The following is a 17,283-nucleotide window of genomic DNA, read 5'->3' on the forward strand; positions in this document are numbered from 1 at the left end:
TATATGTAATTATTTTAGCAAAATTTATCAAGCAAAGGTAAAAGATAAAAACGTATAAAAAAACAAATCATTGTCATTGAGAAGTTTTCATTTCAATTATATTTGTCTTTAAAATTAAGTAAAATGCTAGAAAAAAACTATTCGGGTTTTATTTTAGAAACCGGAACTGACGAAGCCGGCCGTGGATGTCTGGCTGGGCCCGTGACTGCCGCTGCAGTAATTTTACCTGCCGATTTTGAAAATACCATTTTAAACGACAGTAAACAATTATCTGAGAAAGATCGGTTTCTTTTAAAACCAATCATAGAACAATACGCTGTTTGCTATTCAGTCACGCATTTATTTCCTGATGAAATTGATGAAATAAATATTCTAAATGCTTCTATGAAAGGCATGCAGGAATGTATTTTAAAATTAAAACAAAAACCTGATTTCATTATTGTGGATGGAAATCGCGCATTGAATGCAAAATTAGGTTTAAAAAACACCTTTGGAAAACAATTTTCTGTTGAAGAAATCGAACATTTAAAATCAATTCCGAATCAGAGTATTATAAAAGGAGATGGGAAATTCTTAAGTATTGCTGCGGCATCGATATTAGCGAAAACATATCGTGACGAATATATGGAGAAAATTCATCATGAATTTCCTATGTACAACTGGAAACAGAACAAAGGCTATCCAACCAAAGAACATCGCGAAGCGATTCGAATACATGGTACTACAAAATATCACAGAATGAGTTTTAGACTTTTACCCGATCAATTGGAATTGGATTTTTTTGAACTATAAAAAAGGCTTATCAAAATTGATAAGCCTTTTTGTTTCGAATAATTTGCATACTGAAAGTCGTTAACTTCCAATAATTTTATTTTTTGCTTTTTAAGAATTCTGCAAACTGCTTCGTATCAAAATAAAAAGGTCTAATTGCTGTAATTTTTCCGTTTTTAACATCAAAATGTTCTGAAATTGGTACCGACATCGTTTTACCTGATTTTTTTGCCTTGCATTTTATAGTGAAATAAATAATCACTTCATTTTTAGAAGCATCGCTAAAGTAAACAGGTTCTTTTTCTATTTCCAAATCAAAAAACTCAGCTGATTTGGTATACATTTTGGTCCATTCATTAAAACCAACATAAGTTCCTCCATAAGGTAAACCTTCTGCCTGATTGTAAATTGCGCCTTCTTCAATTATCGCCGCCATCGCAGTAAAATCTCTGGTTTTAAATAGAGATTCATAATATTTGGCTACAACTTTATAATTATCCGCTTCAAGATTTTGTAGAATTTCAGACTCTGACAAAGTAACTTCCTGATCCCAAAAACCAATAATTTTACTCACCTGACCTTTTCCATTTAATCTTGCAAAATCACGGCCGGCCATTATTAATTTATTTTTTGAATCCAGAATTTTCCAATCCCAGGTTACATAATTGTCTTTAACCACTTTTGAACCTGAGGTTAAAATAGCGTCTGGGAATTTTTTATAAAACTCGTTTATGACATTGTTTAAGGCAACAGAACCTTTTATTGATGCAGATGGATCTTCAAAAGTACTGTCGTCTAGCCAAATTGTTTTTATTAATTTTAATCGTGCATCGCTATTGCGCTCTTGCCAAACTTTTTCATAAACTGCAATGGGATTTAATTTATCTTTCTTTTGAGCAAAAACATTGTTTAAGATAAAAAGGAAACAAATAAAGTAGATTTTTCTCATAAGCTGTTAAATTAGATTTGGTAAAGGTTTTATTAAAAGTATACGAGCAAATTACGCATAAAAACAGTACAAAATTGCTGAGCCTCATAATTTACCAACAATTCAAAATCTTACTTCTTTATAAATGATCTTTACATTTTCAATAATTTTACCAAATAAAAATGAAAAAAAGCTGAAGAAAACGACAATTATTAATTGTTGTTTTCTTCAGCTTTTACAATTTATAGTTTATTCAGGAAGCTTTTTTTTACACAAATTCAGCTTCAAATAATTGAGTTAAATGTTTTATGATTTTAGCTTTTACTTCATCTTCATCTACTTTTTCAACGCCAAGTTCTACTTGTAGTGATGTAACGCCTTTTCCGCGAATTCCACACGGAATAATGTTATCAAAATAGCCTAAATCGACGTTTACATTTAAAGCAAATCCGTGCATGGTTACCCAACGTGAGGCACGAACACCCAGCGCACATATTTTACGTGCAAACGGAGTTCCAACATCCAGCCACACTCCTGTTTCGCCTTCGCTCCTGCCGCATTTTAAACCGTATTCTTCTAAAGTCAGAATAATTGATTCTTCCAGAAACCGCAAATATTTATGAATATCGGTAAAGAAATTCTCTAAATCTAAAATTGGATAACCAACAATTTGTCCTGGTCCGTGATAGGTAATGTCGCCGCCCCGATTGATTTTATAAAAAGTTGCTCCTTTGGCTTCGAGCTGTTTTTCGTTTAATAACAGGTTTTCAAGATCGCCACTTTTTCCTAATGTATAAACGTGTGGATGTTCTACAAAAAGCAAATAATTTGGCGTTTGTAACTCGAGTTCTTCTCTTCTGTTTTTGATTTTTAAGTCGACTATGTCTTTAAAAAGTTCTTCCTGATATTCCCAGGTCGATTTATAATCTTTACTTCCTAAATCCTGAAGTTGAATTTTTTTATTCATTTTAATTATTTTTCAAACTCAACATCAAAGTTAAGTTTGTCAGGATTCTCCATATAATCCGTGAAAGGGTATTGAATTGTAATTGTTTTTCTATCCTCGCTAAACAATGCATTTGGGTTCGAAACCTTTTTTACACGTTTAGGAAAATGATATTTAATAACATAGTTAGACGAAGCAAACATCATTTTTGACATATCTGCTGTTGAATCAGCAGGTTTCTCTGCAAGTTTCTGCTTGTCTATGATTGCTTTACGCGTAAATTTCTTTCCGTCATACGTATAACTTAGCTTGCTTTTATTGTCTCCCAAACCTGCAAACGGTGTTGCCGGAGCAGTTCCGCCTTCCAGTTTTTGAAGCGTACTCATTGATTGCAATATATCTTGTAATTCGCTTACACTTTTAAAATCGGTAGCAATGTTCATTAAGAATTGTTTTTGCTCTCCATTCATTTTTATATTGAAAACAAAATTTTCTAATTTTTTAATTTCTTTCTGAGCTTCCGGAGATAATTTTGAAATACTATCTTGTTTTTCAGCAATTAATTGTTTGAAGGTAAAAGTAGAATCGATATTTTTTTTAGCATCGGCTCCCATTTGATTTCCTAGTTGATCGCCTGCCATTTCCATCAAAGCCGAACCGTCAATGTCTACAGAGAATTTTCCGCTTCCGTTATCATTAACATACATATTTTCAGTAAAAGTACAGCTTGTAAGTGTTGCCACTAAAAAAGAAAAACTAAGTAATTTATATAATTTCATCATGGTTAATTTTTTATCAAAGATACGAATCCTATTTTGTTTTTAAAGATTCTGAGATTCTAAGGTTCTAAGGTTCTTAGTTTTTATTTTAGTAACTTCTAATCTCTTTTTAATATTATTTTTTTAGTTGCTTTGTTCCAAAACAACTTCTAAATTCGTTATTTCAGGATTTTGTAAACAATCGGAAAGTTGAAATTCTAATGTTAGTGATTTTTTATCGGGACTGAGAATGGCTTTTTCATTTGAAACTGATTTTATTTTTCCCGGAAAATGATATTTTAAGGTGTAGGATTGTACTAATTTATATTTGGCATACGCTTTTTTTCTTTCTTCAAGCATTTTTTTATTCTTATCAAACTCTTGCTGATCAACAATAACTAAATTCCTTTTAAAAGTAAATCCGTCGAAGGTATATTTTATTTTAAAAAATTCTTTTGAAACCGGATAATTCTCTTTTAAAGAATTTGCTAAACTAAGACTTTCATAGACATTCGGTAATTCTTCTATTTTTTTAAAGTCGGAAGAAATTACATTAAAATTTTCCATTTGAATTGGATCTAGCTTTACATGCATTTTAACATTAGCGTGTTCCTGAAACAGTTCCTGGTCCGATTTATTAAATTTCACAAACGTTTCCTTATACTTTGTGATGTAGTCCTGAAAAACAAATAGTGTGTCTATAAATTTTTCTGAGCTTGAAAGAGGGCGTCCTAATTGCATATAACTGTTTTCGTCTCGCAATTGAAAAACCTCAATACTTCCGCTTCCGTCCGGATTGATCTTTATGGTTTCGGTAATTTGGCAGCTTGTGGCTAAAAGTAAGAGTAGAAAGGCTTTTATGATTTTCATTTTTCGAAAGGTTCTGAGATTCTGAGTTGCTAAGATACTGAGGTTTTTCTTTAATTTCTTACAGAAATTATATTTTGTCGGTTTGTTTTATCATTCCAACTCAAACGTCTTTTGAAAACCAAAACTTCTAGTCTAGCCCCGATAGCAGCGGTATCCTTTTTTGCTTTTTCTGCAAAAAAGATACAAGTGAATAGCGGGACTGAAGGTGATTGAAATACGATAATTTTCTGCTTCAAAAAATCTAAAACCTTCATTCTGAAATCTACATTCTTTTCTTTATCTTTGCACACTTAAAAAAAGAGCACAAAATGGCATTATCAGAACAAGAAATCATTAGAAGAGAAAAACTTCAAAACTTACGCAACTTAGGAATCAATCCTTATCCGGCTAATCTTTTTCCAGTAAATCATACTTCAAAGCAAGTGAAGGAGTCGTTTGAAGAAGGTAAGAAGGTGATCGTTGCGGGACGTTTGATGAGTGTTCGTGATCAGGGAAAAGCTTGTTTTGCAGAATTGCAGGATAGCGAAGGGCGTTTGCAATTGTACGTAAATCGCGATGTTTTGTGCGAAGGTGATGATAAAACATTATACAATACGGTTTTTAAAAAATTAACCGATTTAGGAGATTTTATTGGTATTGAAGGAGAATTGTTTACTACGAAAGTGGGTGCACAATGTATTCGTGTTGACGGATTTACTTTTTTAAGTAAAACACTTCGTCCACTTCCCTTGCCAAAAACAGATGAAGAAGGAAATGTTCACGATGCATTTAATGATCCTGAATTGCGTTACAGAATGCGTTATGTAGATCTAACAGTGAATCAACACGTTAAAGAAACTTTTATTAAACGTACAAAGTTGTTTAGCGCTATGCGTGGTTATTTTAACGATGCAGGATATCTTGAGGTTGAAACTCCGGTTTTACAGCCTATTCCGGGTGGTGCTGCGGCGCGTCCGTTTACCACGCACCATAATTCGCTTGATATTCCGCTTTACATGCGTATTGCAAACGAATTGTATTTGAAAAGATTAATTGTTGGTGGTTTTGAAGGTGTTTATGAGTTCTCTAAAAACTTTAGAAATGAAGGAATGGACAGAACGCATAATCCTGAATTTACCGCTATGGAAATATATGTAGCCTACAAAGACTACAACTGGATGATGGAATTTGCTGAAGGTTTGCTTGAGCATTGTGCGATTGCTGTAAACGGAACTAGCGAAGTTACTTTTGGCGAGCATAAAATCAATTTTAAAGCGCCTTACGCACGTGTTACAATGACAGATTCTATCAAACATTTTACTGGTTTTGACATTTCTGGAAAAAGCGAAGACGAATTGTTTGAAGCTGCAAGAGGAATGGGAATCGACGTTGATAAAACAATGGGTAAAGGAAAATTGATTGATGAGATTTTTGGAGCAAAATGCGAAGGAAATTATATTCAGCCAACTTTCATTACGGATTATCCGAAAGAAATGTCACCTTTATGTAAAGAACACCGCGATAATCCTGAACTTACAGAGCGTTTTGAATTGATGGTTTGTGGTAAAGAAATCGCAAATGCTTATTCTGAGTTAAATGACCCGATTGACCAGCGTGAGCGTTTTGAAGACCAAATGCGTTTGTCTGAAAAAGGTGATGATGAAGCTAACGGAATTATCGATGAGGATTTCTTAAGAGCTTTGGAATACGGTATGCCTCCAACATCTGGAATGGGAATTGGTATGGATCGTTTGATTATGTATTTAACAAATAATGCATCGATTCAGGAAGTTTTATTGTTCCCGCAAATGCGTCCGGAGAAAAAACAAGCTCAGATTGAATTGTCTGATGAAGAAAAATTTATCGTAGATTTATTGAAAGGAAATGAAAATAAAATGGATCTTCAGCAATTAAAAATTACTGCTAACTTAAGCGGTAAAAAATGGGATGCGTCAATGAAAAATTTATCTAAACACGGTTTGACGAAGGTTGCTGTGGAAGGTGAGTTTAAGTTTGTGGAATTGGTGGAGTAGATTTTAATCTTATTTTATTATAATATAGCCCGACAGGTTTTAAAACTTGTCGGGCTTTTTATTAAATTTACATAACTTTGATTATTTAAAATCGCATTACTATGGGAACTTTAGAAATAAAACTAGAAATATTTGACAAGTTAAAGAATATTGAAGATATAAGCTTACTTGAAAAAATTAGAAATCTCTTGAAAAATGCAGATAGTTCTGAAGTTTATCAATTTGAACAATATGAATTGGATATGCTGAAAGAAAGTGAGGAAGATATTAAATATGGCAGAGTTATTTCTCAGGAAGATTTAGACAAAGAAGATTTAGAATGGCTTTCAAAATAATCTGGACCAATACTGCTGTTTTACAAAGAAGAAAAATATTAAATTACTGGAAGAAAAGAAATAAATCTGCAACTTATTCAAAAAAGTTAATTGTTGAAATCATGGAAAGGGTTCATTTTTTATCTCTCAATCCTGAAATTTATATTAAAACAAGTTTTCCTGATATTCGAACTTCTACACTAGGTCATTATAATATCTTTTACAGAATAACTAACAATGAACTAATTGTTTTAGCATTTTGGGACAACCGTAGAAACCCCAAAATACTGTATAAAATATTAAATAAATAATCAATGCAAACCCGACAAAATTAAAAATCTGTCGGGTTTTTTATTTCTAAAACGAATACTTCTCCAATTTCTTAGCATTTATATCCAAAACAACAGGCGAATCTTTAGGGATATCTCCTTTCCATTTTTCCTGAACGGATGGATTCGAAGGATATTTTCCGTTTTTCATTTTTAGAAAATGCAAAGCATTGCCGCTTTTAAAAATTAAATCTTTAAAATTTTCTGAGGAAGTTGTTCCTATAAAAATCGGAAAATCAGTTACGGTAAATGAGTTGATTACACTTCCGTCATTATTTAAAATATATCCCGAACAGCCTCCACTTCCGCAAAAGTACGAATTGGAGAAACCTACAAAATATTCATTTTTCTTATCGTTATTTAAATCGTAAGCTTCATAATAAAAGTATCGATCGTCTTTTGTCATCGCCGGCAAATCTTTCTTTAATAAAACTGTAAGCTGTTTTCTTATTAGTTCAACCGTTTTATCATCTTTGGCCGGAACGTCACTCAAATTGGCAGTACCTCCCAATGTTTTTGATAAGGTATCCTGAGCAATGGTTTTAATTATATTTTTTGATGCTGGCTTTTCTTTGTTTTGACAAGAAACCATCCCCAGAACTATAAATGCAACTAAAATTTTCGTTTTCATAATTTCTATTTTTAAATTCTCAAATCTATTTTAAACCAATAAAGCCGCATTATTTTCAATATCATTTTGAGTTACTAATGCTTTGATATTATTAAAAGTAATCAAAGCAATTTGCGTTAAAGCTTCGTTGGTAAAGAAAGCCTGATGGGCCGTAACCAAAACATTTGGAAAACTCATTAAACGCTGAATCGCATCATCCTGAATAATATCTGCAGATAAATCCCTGAAAAACAGTTTTTCTTCCTGTTCATAAACGTCAATTCCTAAATAACCAATTTTACCTTCTTTCAAACCTTCAATAACGCAGGCTGTTTCAATTAATCCGCCACGGCTGGTGTTGATGATCATGACGCTGTCTTTCATTTCATCGATAGACTTGCTATTGATTATATGTTTGGTTTGTTGGTTTAGTGGACAATGCAACGAAATAATATCGCTTGATTTAAAAATAGTTTCTAAGGAAACAAACTCCACTCCGTCTTTTTCCATTTCAGTATTCGTTACAATATCATAAGCGAGAACTTTACAGCCAAAACCCAGGGCAATTTTAGCAAAAGCTTTTCCGATATTTCCGGTTCCGATAATTCCGATTGTTTTTCCAAATAAATCAAAACCTAATAAGCCGTTTAGAGAAAAATTTTGTTCACGAACTCTATTATAAGCTTTATGCGTTTTTCTGTTTAAAGTCAAAATCATAGCCATGGCATGTTCTGCAACAGCCTGAGGAGAATATGCCGGAACGCGACAAACTTTTAAATTGTACTTTTTGGCTGCTTCTAAATCAACATTATTAAAACCGGCACAGCGTAAAGCAATAATTTTCACCTTCTTTTCTGCCAACTGTTTAATGACGGCTTCATTGACAATATCATTCACAAAAACACAAACTATTGATGCATCTTCGATTAAAATTACCGTTTGCGGATTCAATTGTGTTTCAAAGAAATCCAGCTCAAAACCAAAATCTGCATTGTATTTATTAAAAAAAGTTTTGTCGTAAGGCTGGGTTGAAAAAAAGGCAATTTTATTATTGTTTGATGATGATTCTAAATTCATAATAACTTCTTATAGGTTTGTAATTCATTAATACCTTAAAAATACGCAATTAATTCTATACTTATTATCTGATACCAATCGTTTTAAATAATTAATTTTCAATTTGTTAAATAAAATACAATTCTTTACTTCAGATTAAACCTAATGAATTTGACAAAGTCTAACTGATATAACAATTAAAAAACTTACCTCATGAAAAAATTATTTATCGCAGCTTTGTTATTCGTTGGAGTAGCAAGTTTTGCACAAGACACTGATAATGCAACTCAGGATCATAAAGAGCACAGGGAAAGAATGACTCCTGAACAACGCAATGAGAAGCAGTTGAAAAAACTAACTTCAGAATTAACCTTAGATGCCAATCAACAAGCGCAGGTAAAACAATTATTAGCAGACAGAAGTGCAAAAGCTGAAAAATTCCGAGAAGCCCGTGAAGCGAACAAAGACAGCAACGTAAAACCAACAGCAGCAGAAAAAGAAGCCTTTAAAAAAGAAATGATGGCTGAAAAAGACGCTAACGATGCTAAAATGAAAGCGATTTTGAATGCTGACCAATATACAAAATGGAAAACTATTCAGGCAGAGAACAAAGACAAGGCTAGAGAAAAAATGAAGGAATACAAAAAAGAAAACAATATGTAATGTTTACAAAAAGAGGCTTTTAAGCCTCTTTTTTATTTTTGAAAATAATTTGTATTTTAATTAATACTTTCTGTTAAATAAAAGACAAATCCGACAATTCGATTAAACTTAATAAACGCATTGAAGTCTAATTGTTATAAACCTTTTTAAAAACGAATTATGAAAAAATTATTTATCGCAGCTTTATTATTCGTTGGAATAGTGAGTTTTGCACAAGACGTCAATCAGAAACCGGCACATCATCAAAAAGAAAATTTAACTCCGGAACAACGTAATGAAAAACAGTTACAAAAATTGACTTCTGAATTGAGTTTGGATAAAAAACAACAAGAACAAGTAAAACAGCTTTTAGCAGAAAGAAGTGCCAAAGCGGAAAAATTTAAAGCATCTAGAAAAGATATTAAAACAAAACCTACTGATGCAGAAAAAGAAGCTTTTAAAAAACAAATGGAAACTGAAAAAGCAGCTAACGATGCTAAAATGAAATCCATTTTAAATGCTGATCAATACACTAAATGGACTGCACTAAAAAAAGATCATAGAAGAAAACATGATCACAAAAGTTCACAGGAACGCGATCAGGCACATTTGCAAAAATTGACAACAGATCTAAGTTTAAATGCTGATCAGCAAAAACAAGTTGCTGCACTTTTATCTGAAAGAAGTACTAAAATGGAAATGCTTAAAAAGAATAGAAAAGATTCTACTGCAAAACCAACTGATGCTGAAAAAGCTGCCATGAAAAAACAAATGAAAGAAGATCACAAAGCAACAGATGCAAAAATGAAATCAATTTTGAATGCTGACCAATATAAAAAATGGACTGCGATTCAAAAAGAGCATAAAGACAAAATGAAAGATCACAGAAAAGAGAAAATGTAATTGAGATCAAAAAAAAGAGGCTTTTAAAGCCTCTTTTTTATTTCTACAATCTATTTAATTGGATTTAATATTAAATCAATTCGTTTGATACAATCTTCATAATGGTATTTTGTTTCTGTATTTACACCCAAAACTTTTGCCGCTGTAAGCGATTTTTTCAGAACATTTAATTCTCCGCGCACTAAAGCTCTTAAATCAGATTGAGAAACATTATAATATATTATTGATCTGTCTGTTGGCTTAATTTCTTCTGTCATTAAAAAAGCCATTCTATCGATATAAGCTCTTTGCAGATTTCGACGATAAATAGTCACATTTACAGCAGTATTCGTCTCTTTCCAGATTCCTTTTCTTGTGTCTTTAAACAAATCCAGTGCTTTGTAAGTATCAGCACCCAAAATTTCATTATCCATCAACCTTCCAATACGACCTAAACTCAATAGATTATTCAAATGCCTAACCTGTACATTTCTGAACGTTTCTGTATAACCAGCAAAATTGGTGTTTTTTAATGTATTGACATTGACAATCCAGGTTGGAGATGCAAAAGCATTTGCCTGTAACCAATTCATCGCTTCAATTTGTTTTGCTTTCGGAACGACTTCATAAACATTTCCTGCCTGATTTGGGTTTTTAATGTTTTCATAAACACCTCCAACATTGGTTACAACATGACCTACGTATCTGCTCCAAACGTCTAATAATTCTTTATATAATTCGTCTAGATCTCCGTAATCATTAGTTACATTGCTCGTCCATTCGCTTAAATGATTAGCAACGTATTCTAAATTTTTCATACCATATGTACTGGCTTTCATCGAATTATTTCCAATATCTTCTGTTTGAGAAGAAGGATCAAAAGCACTACTTTGTTTTCCGAACTTGTAAATCGGATTTCCAGATTTATCTAAAATCCATTTGTCTAAAGTTGCTTTTTCATCCTGAGAAGATTTAGCGTTCGGAATTACTCTGTATCCCCAATTCAAAGCATAATGATCGTAGGCTCCCATTTTACGAATAAAACGAATATTTTGATCTCCTGGCTGTGCAATATAATTGTAACGTGCATAATCCATTATACTGGCTGCAATTCCATTTTCTTGTGTAAAAGTTCCGTTTCTATAACTTTCACAGTCATAAGAAGAACTGGCTCCCATATTATGAGGAAAACCTAATGCGTGCCCCACTTCGTGAGCAATCACCATGCGCATCATCTCTCCCATTTCTTCATCGCTGGTTTGCAAAGTTCTTGCTTTTGGATTTGCGGCTCCGGTTTCTAATAAATAACGATTTCTATACGAACGTAAATGGTTGTGATACCAAATAACATCACTTTCAATAATTTCTCCCGTTCTTGGATCTGAAACGCTTGGACCAACTGCATTTCGAGTTGTACTTGCCACATAACGAATCACTGAATAGCGTACATCCTCCGGACTAAAATCAGGATCTTCTTCTTTAGTTGGAGCGTCTTTTGCTATAATGGCATTTTTAAATCCGGCTGTTTCAAAAGGTTTTTGCCATTCTTCGATTCCCTGTTTGATATATTTTCTCAATTTTTCAGGAGTAGCAGGATCTAAATAATAAACAATTGGTTTGATTGGTTCAACCAATTCTCCTCTGGCATAAGCTTCAGGATCTTTCGGTTCTAATCTCCAACGGCGGATGTATGTTTTAAGATCCGATTTTAATTCATTACTTCCATAATCGTATTGACTAACCGTAAACCAGCCTACACGAGGATCTGCTAATCTTGGTTTCATTGGCACTTCTGGCAATAATACCATCGATTGGTTCATCTGAATGCTGATAGATTCACTTTCCTCTAACATTGATGGTTTTGAAGCATTATAAGTCATATCCTGAATCACTTCAATATTCATAGGAAAACTTTTAATTTTATTGATAAAACTTCTCGTATCATCCAATCCTTTTACTTTATATGTTTCACGCATTTCTGCGGATATTCCGCTAATTGCCTTAACATCTGTGCTGTAAAATTTCGTTACGTCAATTACCGTATTTGCCGAATCCTTGCTAAAAGCTACAATATCAAAAGCAAATAATGTTGGTTCATAATTGTTTGATTTAACCGAAAGGCTAATCGGTAACGTATCGTTTGCAACTGCATTATATGATTTTGATTTGATGAGAATTTTATCCTGAAAACGCTGCCAAACAATTAATTGTTCGTTTGTTTCTGAACCAGCGTTGACATAACCTCCGCCTAAATTAGATGGCAGTTTAGACAATCTGCTTACTAACAGCATGTCTTTGTTTAAATATTTATTTGGAATTTCGAAGTAATACTTTTTATCCACTTTATGAACAGTAAAAAGTCCGTCATCAGAAATAGCATCTTTCGTAATTACTTTGCTGTATTCTTTAATAGCTGACTCCGGTTTTTTTTCTGCTGGAGGAGTTGCAGCCTCCTCTTTCTTGGATTTTTTCTTTTTAGACTGGGCAAATTGGTTAGTAGGAAATAGCATTAAAACTGCTATAGTAGATAAAATGAAAAATTTCTTCATTTATTTTTGGTTTAATGGTTATTTGTTAAACAAAAATAATTTTTGATTACAATAATCCAAGAAAACAGTCACTTATTAACTTTTTATTAACTACTAAAAAAGGGCTCAACTTTTTAAAAAGTTAAGCCCTTAATTTAAATATTTTCTGATTTAAAAACTAAAATGTTTTTGATACTTTGTCAATCGCATTAATTGTAAAATCTAAATCTTCATAAGTCAATGCATCTGTAATAAACCAGGTTTCATAAGCAGATGGTGCAATGTAAACACCTTCATTCAACAATCCGTGAAAGAACTTTTTAAACGTTTCATTATCTCCTTTTGCCGCAGTTTGAAAATCGACAACCGGATTTTCATCAAAGTGAACAGAAATCATAGAACCTACTCTATTGATCGTAAAAACAACATTATTTGCTTTTAATACTTTATCAATTCCTGCTTCTAAATAAGCTGTTTTTTCTTCTAAACGAGTAAAAATAGCACGATCATTATCTAAAGATTGTAGCATTGCTAATCCCGCAGCCATTGCTAACGGATTCCCAGATAATGTTCCTGCCTGATAAACTGGTCCAAGCGGTGCCAAATAATTCATGATTTCAGCACGTGCAGCAAAAGCTCCCACCGGCAAACCTCCACCAATTACTTTTCCGAAAGTTACAATATCAGCATTGATATTATATAATTCCTGAACGCCTCCGCGAGCTAAACGGAAACCTGTCATTACCTCATCAAAAATCAATAAAATTCCGTTTGCTGTACACAAATCTCTTAATCCTTGCAAAAATCCTTTTTGAGGTGGAATACAGCCCATATTTCCGGCAACCGGTTCAATAATAATGGCTGCAATTTCGTTTTTATTGGCTTCGATTAAAGTTTTTACATTCTCTAAATCATTGTATTTTGCCAATAAAGTATCTTTTGCTGTTCCTTCGGTAACGCCAGGACTATTTGGTGAACCAAAAGTTACGGCTCCACTTCCTGCCTGAATCAAAAAGGAATCAGAATGTCCATGATAACAACCTGCAAATTTGATGATTTTATCTCTTTTTGTAAATCCACGAGCCAAACGAATCGCGCTCATACAAGCTTCTGTACCTGAATTTACAAATCTGATTTTATCGATATTCGGAACCATAGAAACAGCCAAAGCAGCAATTTGTGTTTCCAATTCTGTTGGCATTCCAAATGAAGTTCCCAATTTAGCTTTTTCGATTACTGCATCAACAACGGGTTGATATGCATGACCCAAAACCATTGGTCCCCATGAATTGATATAATCAATTAATTTATTCCCGTCTTCATCATACAAATAAGCACCTTTGGCACTTTTTACAAAAATTGGAGTTCCTCCTACTGCTTTAAACGCTCTAACTGGTGAATTTACTCCTCCTGGAATTACTTTTTCTGCTTCAGCAAAAAGCTGACTACTTCTTTTATAGATCATTATTTTTAGATTATTAGATCTTTAGACTTCTTAGATTTTTAGATTACAAACTAAGACCGCGATCTTTTATATATTCATTAAAGTATTTTTGTTCTATTTGATTTTCTTTGGAAAGATTCTCTATTTTATTATCCGACATTCCTAAAGGAGAATAAAATATCCATTTCCAAGTTGGACGATGTTTTATAAAAAAATGCCTTTCTCCAAATTCATCATGTATGTAAATTCCGCAAAAAAGTCTAACTGTGAAAACAATGGCAAAAATAAAAATTCCAATCGAGATTATCTTCTTCATTAATAATTGATAATTGACAATTATTTCACTTTCAATTTCTGTCCAATCGAAAGTGCATTATCTGAAAGATTATTTTTCTGTTTTAAGTCATCAACCATAACGTTGAATTTCTTCGAAATAGAATATAGCGTATCTCCTTTTTGAACTTCGTATAAATTCGGATCATTTGAGTTCATATTTATCTTTGGATCCGAAGCCACATCATACGATGGTTTTCTTGTTGGAGCCGATTTATTAATTGCAACATACGTTTTTCCCGTAATCTCACAATCATATTGATGCAGATTATAACGCTCAATATAACTGATTAATTTATCAGGATATTTAGGATCTGTGGCATAACCGCAGGCTCTTAACCCTTTTGCCCACGCTTTATAATCGTCTTTTTCGTAAGTGAATAAAGAGGCATATCTGTTTTTTCCGACTAGAAATAAAGCATGATCGCGATATGATTCTGAAGCTTCCCTATATTTTCTGAAACATTCCTGAGCAGAATCATCGTCATGACGAACACTTTCTCCCAGCCAGTCTTTATGACATTTTATTCCGAAATGATTATTGGCTTCAACAGCTAAATCACCTTTTCCTGCACCAGATTCCAATATTCCTTGCGCCAAAATAATGCTGGCAGGAATACCATATTTCTGCATGTTTCCCATTGCAATATCTTTGTACTGCAAAACATAATCGTTGATTGAAGTGCTGGTAACGGTAGTTCTTGAAGTCGACTGAATAACTTCTGTCGTATTATTTGTAGAAGGGTAATTTTTGCCAATTGGCTTAACAGGAGTTTGTTTTTTAGCTGCCACTGTCCGGGGCCTCTGAACTGCTGCCTGTTTTTTAGTCGTTGCTATGGCCGGTTTGCTGGATGAACAGCTTGCCAGAACTGCAACTATAAAGAACAATAGGATCTTTTTAATCATTGTTTTTGAGTATTGGTAATTTTTTCTGCTTCAATTTGATATTCATTCCATCAATTCCCTGTAATCCGCCGGTGTGAATGAGTAAAATTTTTGAATTAGCAGGAAAATAATTTTTGTGGATTAAATCTATAACGCCAAAAAACATCTTTCCTGTATAAATTGGATCTAAGGGCACTTTGTTCTCTTCTAAAAACGCATTAATAAATTCAATTAATTCTAAATTTATCTTGCCATAACCTCCAAAATGATAGTCAGAAATTAAATTCCAGTTATCTTTTTTTGCAAAAATACGAATTTCATCGTTTAAAAAGTCACCTTTTAGTACCGGAAACCCTAAAATTTTCTGATTTGGCAATGCACTATTAATTAAACCAGAAATCGTGCCACCGGTTCCGACCGCACAACAAACGTAATTAAAAACAGCATCTTCATCGGTCAAAATCTCTTCACAGCCTTTTACAGCAAGTTCATTTGTTCCGCCTTCGGGCACTAAATAAAAGTCGCCAAATTGCTCTTTTAACTTTTCTAAAAAATAACTTTCAGATTTATTTCGATAGTCTTCCCTCGAAACAAATTCAAATTTCATTCCGTTTTCCTGAGCGAATTTTAACGTTGGGTTTTCATCGATTTTATCAAAAAGTTCGTCGCCCCGAATAATTCCGATTGTTTTAAAACCCTGCTCTTTTCCTGCGTAGGCGACTGCTGCAATATGATTGGAAAAAGCACCTCCAAAAGTCAATATTGTTTCTTTATTTTCTGCTTTCGCCTGAAGTAAATTGTATTTTAGTTTTCTGAATTTATTCCCGGAAACAAACGGATGAATCAAGTCTTCGCGTTTTATTGCCACAGAAATATTATTTGGAAAATTGATATGAATTTGTTGGTTCAAAATCGGTTTTATTTTAAAGTAATGTATTTTAAAAACTGGAAAAAAGATCGGTTTTTGAGATAATTTCGATCCGCTTCATTTGTGTACGCTTCTCTTTCAAAACTAATATTTCTGTAAGCCAAATCCTTGTTTTTGTATTGCATCAGCCGAATGAAATATTCCAAAAAATACCAGATAAAAAAAGGCAGAATCAGCATTTCTAATTGCTGTCTTAAATGTATTTTTTCATGATTGACAAAAGTTCCGTTTGTTTTATCAAAACCATATTTAACCACAACAAACGGAAATACAGCCATTCCGCGATATCCTTTCGGAATTAAATATTTAGCAACAATCAGAAACATTGGCTGTAAAATTTATAAATTTGTAGCTATAAAAATGTTCTATTTCATTAAAATAACAATCAAATAATTATTTTTGATTTTTTAAAGAAACAAAACACTACCCAAAGCAGATTTATGAAAGAGCAAAGTAATGAAAATAAATTAATCGAAGGCGAAGATTTTTACTATACGCCGGAAGGTTATAAATGCTTTACTGAAAAACACCATTTAAAACGTGGTTATTGCTGTAAAAGCGGCTGCCGCCATTGTCCGTATGGGTTTGATAAAGGAACTGGTCAAATAAGAAAAAAAACTAATTAGAAAATGTGTCAATTTGATAATTAGATAATTTCTTAAATAAGCAATTTGATAATTCAAAAAATCTGAAATCAACAATCTTAACTCTAAAATTATAAATGGATATTCGCTCACGAAAATTTAGGATTAAAATCCACAAATCCTATCACAGGTCGGATATTCGTTATCCCTAGCTTTTTAATTAGATAATATGTCAATTAGAAAATGAGATAATTATTTCGGATCAAATTTACATTGATTTACATTTCGCTCCGATGGAGCTTTTACAACGGGATATATTATATTTTCTATAAACATAACGCCTTTCCAAGGCTGATAAAAACTCCAGAGGAGTGCTATGTTTATAGAACTTCAAAAACGTTCTGAATTGAGCTCCAGCGGAGCGACATAATTTAAACATACAATAATTATGGCGTTTTTTCAA

19 protein-coding genes are annotated in these 17,283 nt (G+C 32.8%); 7 read left to right on the forward strand and 12 right to left on the reverse strand.

Annotated features, from left to right (window positions below; translation table 11 throughout):
- The first annotated feature begins 123 nt into the window (after positions 1-123).
- Positions 124-792 carry a ribonuclease HII gene (locus BUA98_RS18915; RefSeq protein ID WP_072975089.1) on the forward strand — a complete coding sequence of 223 codons (669 nt, stop codon included), beginning with the start codon at positions 124-126 and terminating at the stop codon, positions 790-792.
- A gap of 76 nt (positions 793-868) precedes the next feature.
- Here the strand turns inward: BUA98_RS18915 and BUA98_RS18920 are convergent, their stop codons facing one another.
- From BUA98_RS18920 to BUA98_RS18935, 4 genes are all read right to left on the reverse strand, one after another.
- Entirely contained in the window at positions 869-1,720 is an 852-nt protein-coding gene (locus BUA98_RS18920; RefSeq protein ID WP_072975091.1) for a nuclear transport factor 2 family protein, read from the reverse strand.
- 247 nt (positions 1,721-1,967) lie between these two features.
- Positions 1,968-2,666: a lipoyl(octanoyl) transferase LipB gene (lipB, locus tag BUA98_RS18925; protein WP_072975092.1), complete on the reverse strand. Its 699-nt coding sequence runs from the start codon at positions 2,664-2,666 to the stop codon at positions 1,968-1,970.
- 5 nt (positions 2,667-2,671) lie between these two features.
- The gene (locus tag BUA98_RS18930; protein WP_244279230.1) at positions 2,672-3,427 is read right to left on the reverse strand and encodes a hypothetical protein; all 756 of its coding nucleotides are present in this window, start codon (positions 3,425-3,427) and stop codon (positions 2,672-2,674) included.
- Positions 3,428-3,547: 120 nt separating this feature from the next.
- Entirely contained in the window at positions 3,548-4,273 is a 726-nt protein-coding gene (locus tag BUA98_RS18935; RefSeq protein ID WP_072975095.1) for a hypothetical protein, read from the reverse strand.
- Between the two features lie 308 nt (positions 4,274-4,581).
- Here BUA98_RS18935 and lysS point away from each other — a divergent pair, with 308 nt between their 5' ends.
- The 3 genes from lysS (at position 4,582) to BUA98_RS18955 (ending at position 6,910) form a co-directional block, all read left to right on the forward strand.
- Complete coding sequence (lysS, locus tag BUA98_RS18945; RefSeq protein ID WP_072975098.1) at positions 4,582-6,285, forward strand: lysine--tRNA ligase; 1,704 nt, start codon at positions 4,582-4,584, stop codon at positions 6,283-6,285.
- Between the two features lie 101 nt (positions 6,286-6,386).
- On the forward strand, positions 6,387-6,620 hold the full coding sequence (locus BUA98_RS18950; protein ID WP_072975100.1) for a hypothetical protein: 234 nt from the start codon (positions 6,387-6,389) through the stop codon (positions 6,618-6,620).
- The gene (locus BUA98_RS18955) at positions 6,605-6,910 is read left to right on the forward strand and encodes a type II toxin-antitoxin system RelE/ParE family toxin (protein ID WP_072975101.1); all 306 of its coding nucleotides are present in this window, start codon (positions 6,605-6,607) and stop codon (positions 6,908-6,910) included. The genes BUA98_RS18950 and BUA98_RS18955 overlap by 16 nt, the downstream gene beginning before the upstream one ends.
- A 46-nt stretch (positions 6,911-6,956) precedes the next feature.
- Here BUA98_RS18955 and BUA98_RS18960 read toward each other — a convergent pair whose 3' ends face one another.
- Together BUA98_RS18960 and BUA98_RS18965 are read right to left on the reverse strand one after the other, a co-directional pair.
- A complete protein-coding gene (locus tag BUA98_RS18960; protein ID WP_072975103.1) occupies positions 6,957-7,559 on the reverse strand; it encodes a hypothetical protein in 603 nt (200 codons plus the stop codon).
- 30 nt (positions 7,560-7,589) lie between these two features.
- Entirely contained in the window at positions 7,590-8,615 is a 1,026-nt protein-coding gene (locus BUA98_RS18965) for a 2-hydroxyacid dehydrogenase (RefSeq protein ID WP_072975104.1), read from the reverse strand.
- Between the two features lie 192 nt (positions 8,616-8,807).
- Here BUA98_RS18965 and BUA98_RS18970 point away from each other — a divergent pair, with 192 nt between their 5' ends.
- The gene (locus BUA98_RS18970; RefSeq protein WP_072975105.1) at positions 8,808-9,257 is read left to right on the forward strand and encodes an SPFH domain-containing protein; all 450 of its coding nucleotides are present in this window, start codon (positions 8,808-8,810) and stop codon (positions 9,255-9,257) included.
- A 159-nt stretch (positions 9,258-9,416) separates the two neighbouring features.
- Complete coding sequence (locus BUA98_RS22575) at positions 9,417-10,139, forward strand: hypothetical protein (protein ID WP_072975106.1); 723 nt, start codon at positions 9,417-9,419, stop codon at positions 10,137-10,139.
- A gap of 50 nt (positions 10,140-10,189) precedes the next feature.
- Here the strand turns inward: BUA98_RS22575 and BUA98_RS18980 are convergent, their stop codons facing one another.
- The 6 genes from BUA98_RS18980 to BUA98_RS19005 all read right to left on the reverse strand — a co-directional run bounded on the left by BUA98_RS18980 (position 10,190) and on the right by BUA98_RS19005 (position 16,562).
- Entirely contained in the window at positions 10,190-12,667 is a 2,478-nt protein-coding gene (locus BUA98_RS18980; RefSeq protein ID WP_072975107.1) for a zinc-dependent metalloprotease, read from the reverse strand.
- A gap of 157 nt (positions 12,668-12,824) precedes the next feature.
- Complete coding sequence (gene hemL, locus BUA98_RS18985; protein ID WP_026985772.1) at positions 12,825-14,111, reverse strand: glutamate-1-semialdehyde 2,1-aminomutase; 1,287 nt, start codon at positions 14,109-14,111, stop codon at positions 12,825-12,827.
- Positions 14,112-14,154: 43 nt separating this feature from the next.
- Positions 14,155-14,406 carry a hypothetical protein gene (locus BUA98_RS18990; RefSeq protein ID WP_072975109.1) on the reverse strand — a complete coding sequence of 84 codons (252 nt, stop codon included), beginning with the start codon at positions 14,404-14,406 and terminating at the stop codon, positions 14,155-14,157.
- A 20-nt stretch (positions 14,407-14,426) separates the two neighbouring features.
- Positions 14,427-15,329, reverse strand: coding sequence for a glucosaminidase domain-containing protein (locus BUA98_RS18995; protein WP_072975110.1), 903 nt, complete (start codon positions 15,327-15,329; stop codon positions 14,427-14,429).
- A complete protein-coding gene (locus BUA98_RS19000; RefSeq protein ID WP_244279231.1) occupies positions 15,322-16,218 on the reverse strand; it encodes a 1-aminocyclopropane-1-carboxylate deaminase/D-cysteine desulfhydrase in 897 nt (298 codons plus the stop codon). Before BUA98_RS19000 ends, BUA98_RS18995 begins: the two co-directional genes overlap by 8 nt.
- Before the next feature lie 8 nt (positions 16,219-16,226).
- The gene (locus tag BUA98_RS19005; protein ID WP_072975114.1) at positions 16,227-16,562 is read right to left on the reverse strand and encodes a hypothetical protein; all 336 of its coding nucleotides are present in this window, start codon (positions 16,560-16,562) and stop codon (positions 16,227-16,229) included.
- 114 nt (positions 16,563-16,676) lie between these two features.
- Here BUA98_RS19005 and BUA98_RS19010 point away from each other — a divergent pair, with 114 nt between their 5' ends.
- Positions 16,677-16,862 (forward strand): C1orf53 family protein, encoded by a 186-nt coding sequence (locus BUA98_RS19010; RefSeq protein ID WP_072975116.1) that lies wholly within the window; start codon positions 16,677-16,679, stop codon positions 16,860-16,862.
- Positions 16,863-17,283 lie beyond the last annotated feature (421 nt).

The organism is Flavobacterium saccharophilum (assembly GCF_900142735.1).
GTDB classification, from domain to species: Bacteria; Bacteroidota; Bacteroidia; order Flavobacteriales; family Flavobacteriaceae; genus Flavobacterium; species Flavobacterium saccharophilum.

Bases quoted from the DNA above. Each gene is read 5' to 3' on its own strand.
- BUA98_RS18920 (WP_072975091.1), bottom strand. From the start codon at position 1,720: ATGAGAAAAATCTACTTTATTTGTTTCCTTTTTATCTTAAACAATGTT.
- BUA98_RS19005 (WP_072975114.1), bottom strand. From the start codon at position 16,562: ATGTTTCTGATTGTTGCTAAATATTTAATTCCGAAAGGATATCGCGGA.
- BUA98_RS18970 (WP_072975105.1), top strand. From the start codon at position 8,808: ATGAAAAAATTATTTATCGCAGCTTTGTTATTCGTTGGAGTAGCAAGT.
- BUA98_RS18935 (WP_072975095.1), bottom strand. From the start codon at position 4,273: ATGAAAATCATAAAAGCCTTTCTACTCTTACTTTTAGCCACAAGCTGC.
- lipB (WP_072975092.1), bottom strand. From the start codon at position 2,666: ATGAATAAAAAAATTCAACTTCAGGATTTAGGAAGTAAAGATTATAAA.
- BUA98_RS18930 (WP_244279230.1), bottom strand. From the start codon at position 3,427: ATGATGAAATTATATAAATTACTTAGTTTTTCTTTTTTAGTGGCAACA.
- BUA98_RS18965 (WP_072975104.1), bottom strand. From the start codon at position 8,615: ATGAATTTAGAATCATCATCAAACAATAATAAAATTGCCTTTTTTTCA.
- BUA98_RS18915 (WP_072975089.1), top strand. From the start codon at position 124: ATGCTAGAAAAAAACTATTCGGGTTTTATTTTAGAAACCGGAACTGAC.
- BUA98_RS18950 (WP_072975100.1), top strand. From the start codon at position 6,387: ATGGGAACTTTAGAAATAAAACTAGAAATATTTGACAAGTTAAAGAAT.
- BUA98_RS22575 (WP_072975106.1), top strand. From the start codon at position 9,417: ATGAAAAAATTATTTATCGCAGCTTTATTATTCGTTGGAATAGTGAGT.
- hemL (WP_026985772.1), bottom strand. From the start codon at position 14,111: ATGATCTATAAAAGAAGTAGTCAGCTTTTTGCTGAAGCAGAAAAAGTA.
- lysS (WP_072975098.1), top strand. From the start codon at position 4,582: ATGGCATTATCAGAACAAGAAATCATTAGAAGAGAAAAACTTCAAAAC.
- BUA98_RS18990 (WP_072975109.1), bottom strand. From the start codon at position 14,406: ATGAAGAAGATAATCTCGATTGGAATTTTTATTTTTGCCATTGTTTTC.
- BUA98_RS18995 (WP_072975110.1), bottom strand. From the start codon at position 15,329: ATGATTAAAAAGATCCTATTGTTCTTTATAGTTGCAGTTCTGGCAAGC.
- BUA98_RS18955 (WP_072975101.1), top strand. From the start codon at position 6,605: ATGGCTTTCAAAATAATCTGGACCAATACTGCTGTTTTACAAAGAAGA.
- BUA98_RS18960 (WP_072975103.1), bottom strand. From the start codon at position 7,559: ATGAAAACGAAAATTTTAGTTGCATTTATAGTTCTGGGGATGGTTTCT.
- BUA98_RS18980 (WP_072975107.1), bottom strand. From the start codon at position 12,667: ATGAAGAAATTTTTCATTTTATCTACTATAGCAGTTTTAATGCTATTT.
- BUA98_RS19010 (WP_072975116.1), top strand. From the start codon at position 16,677: ATGAAAGAGCAAAGTAATGAAAATAAATTAATCGAAGGCGAAGATTTT.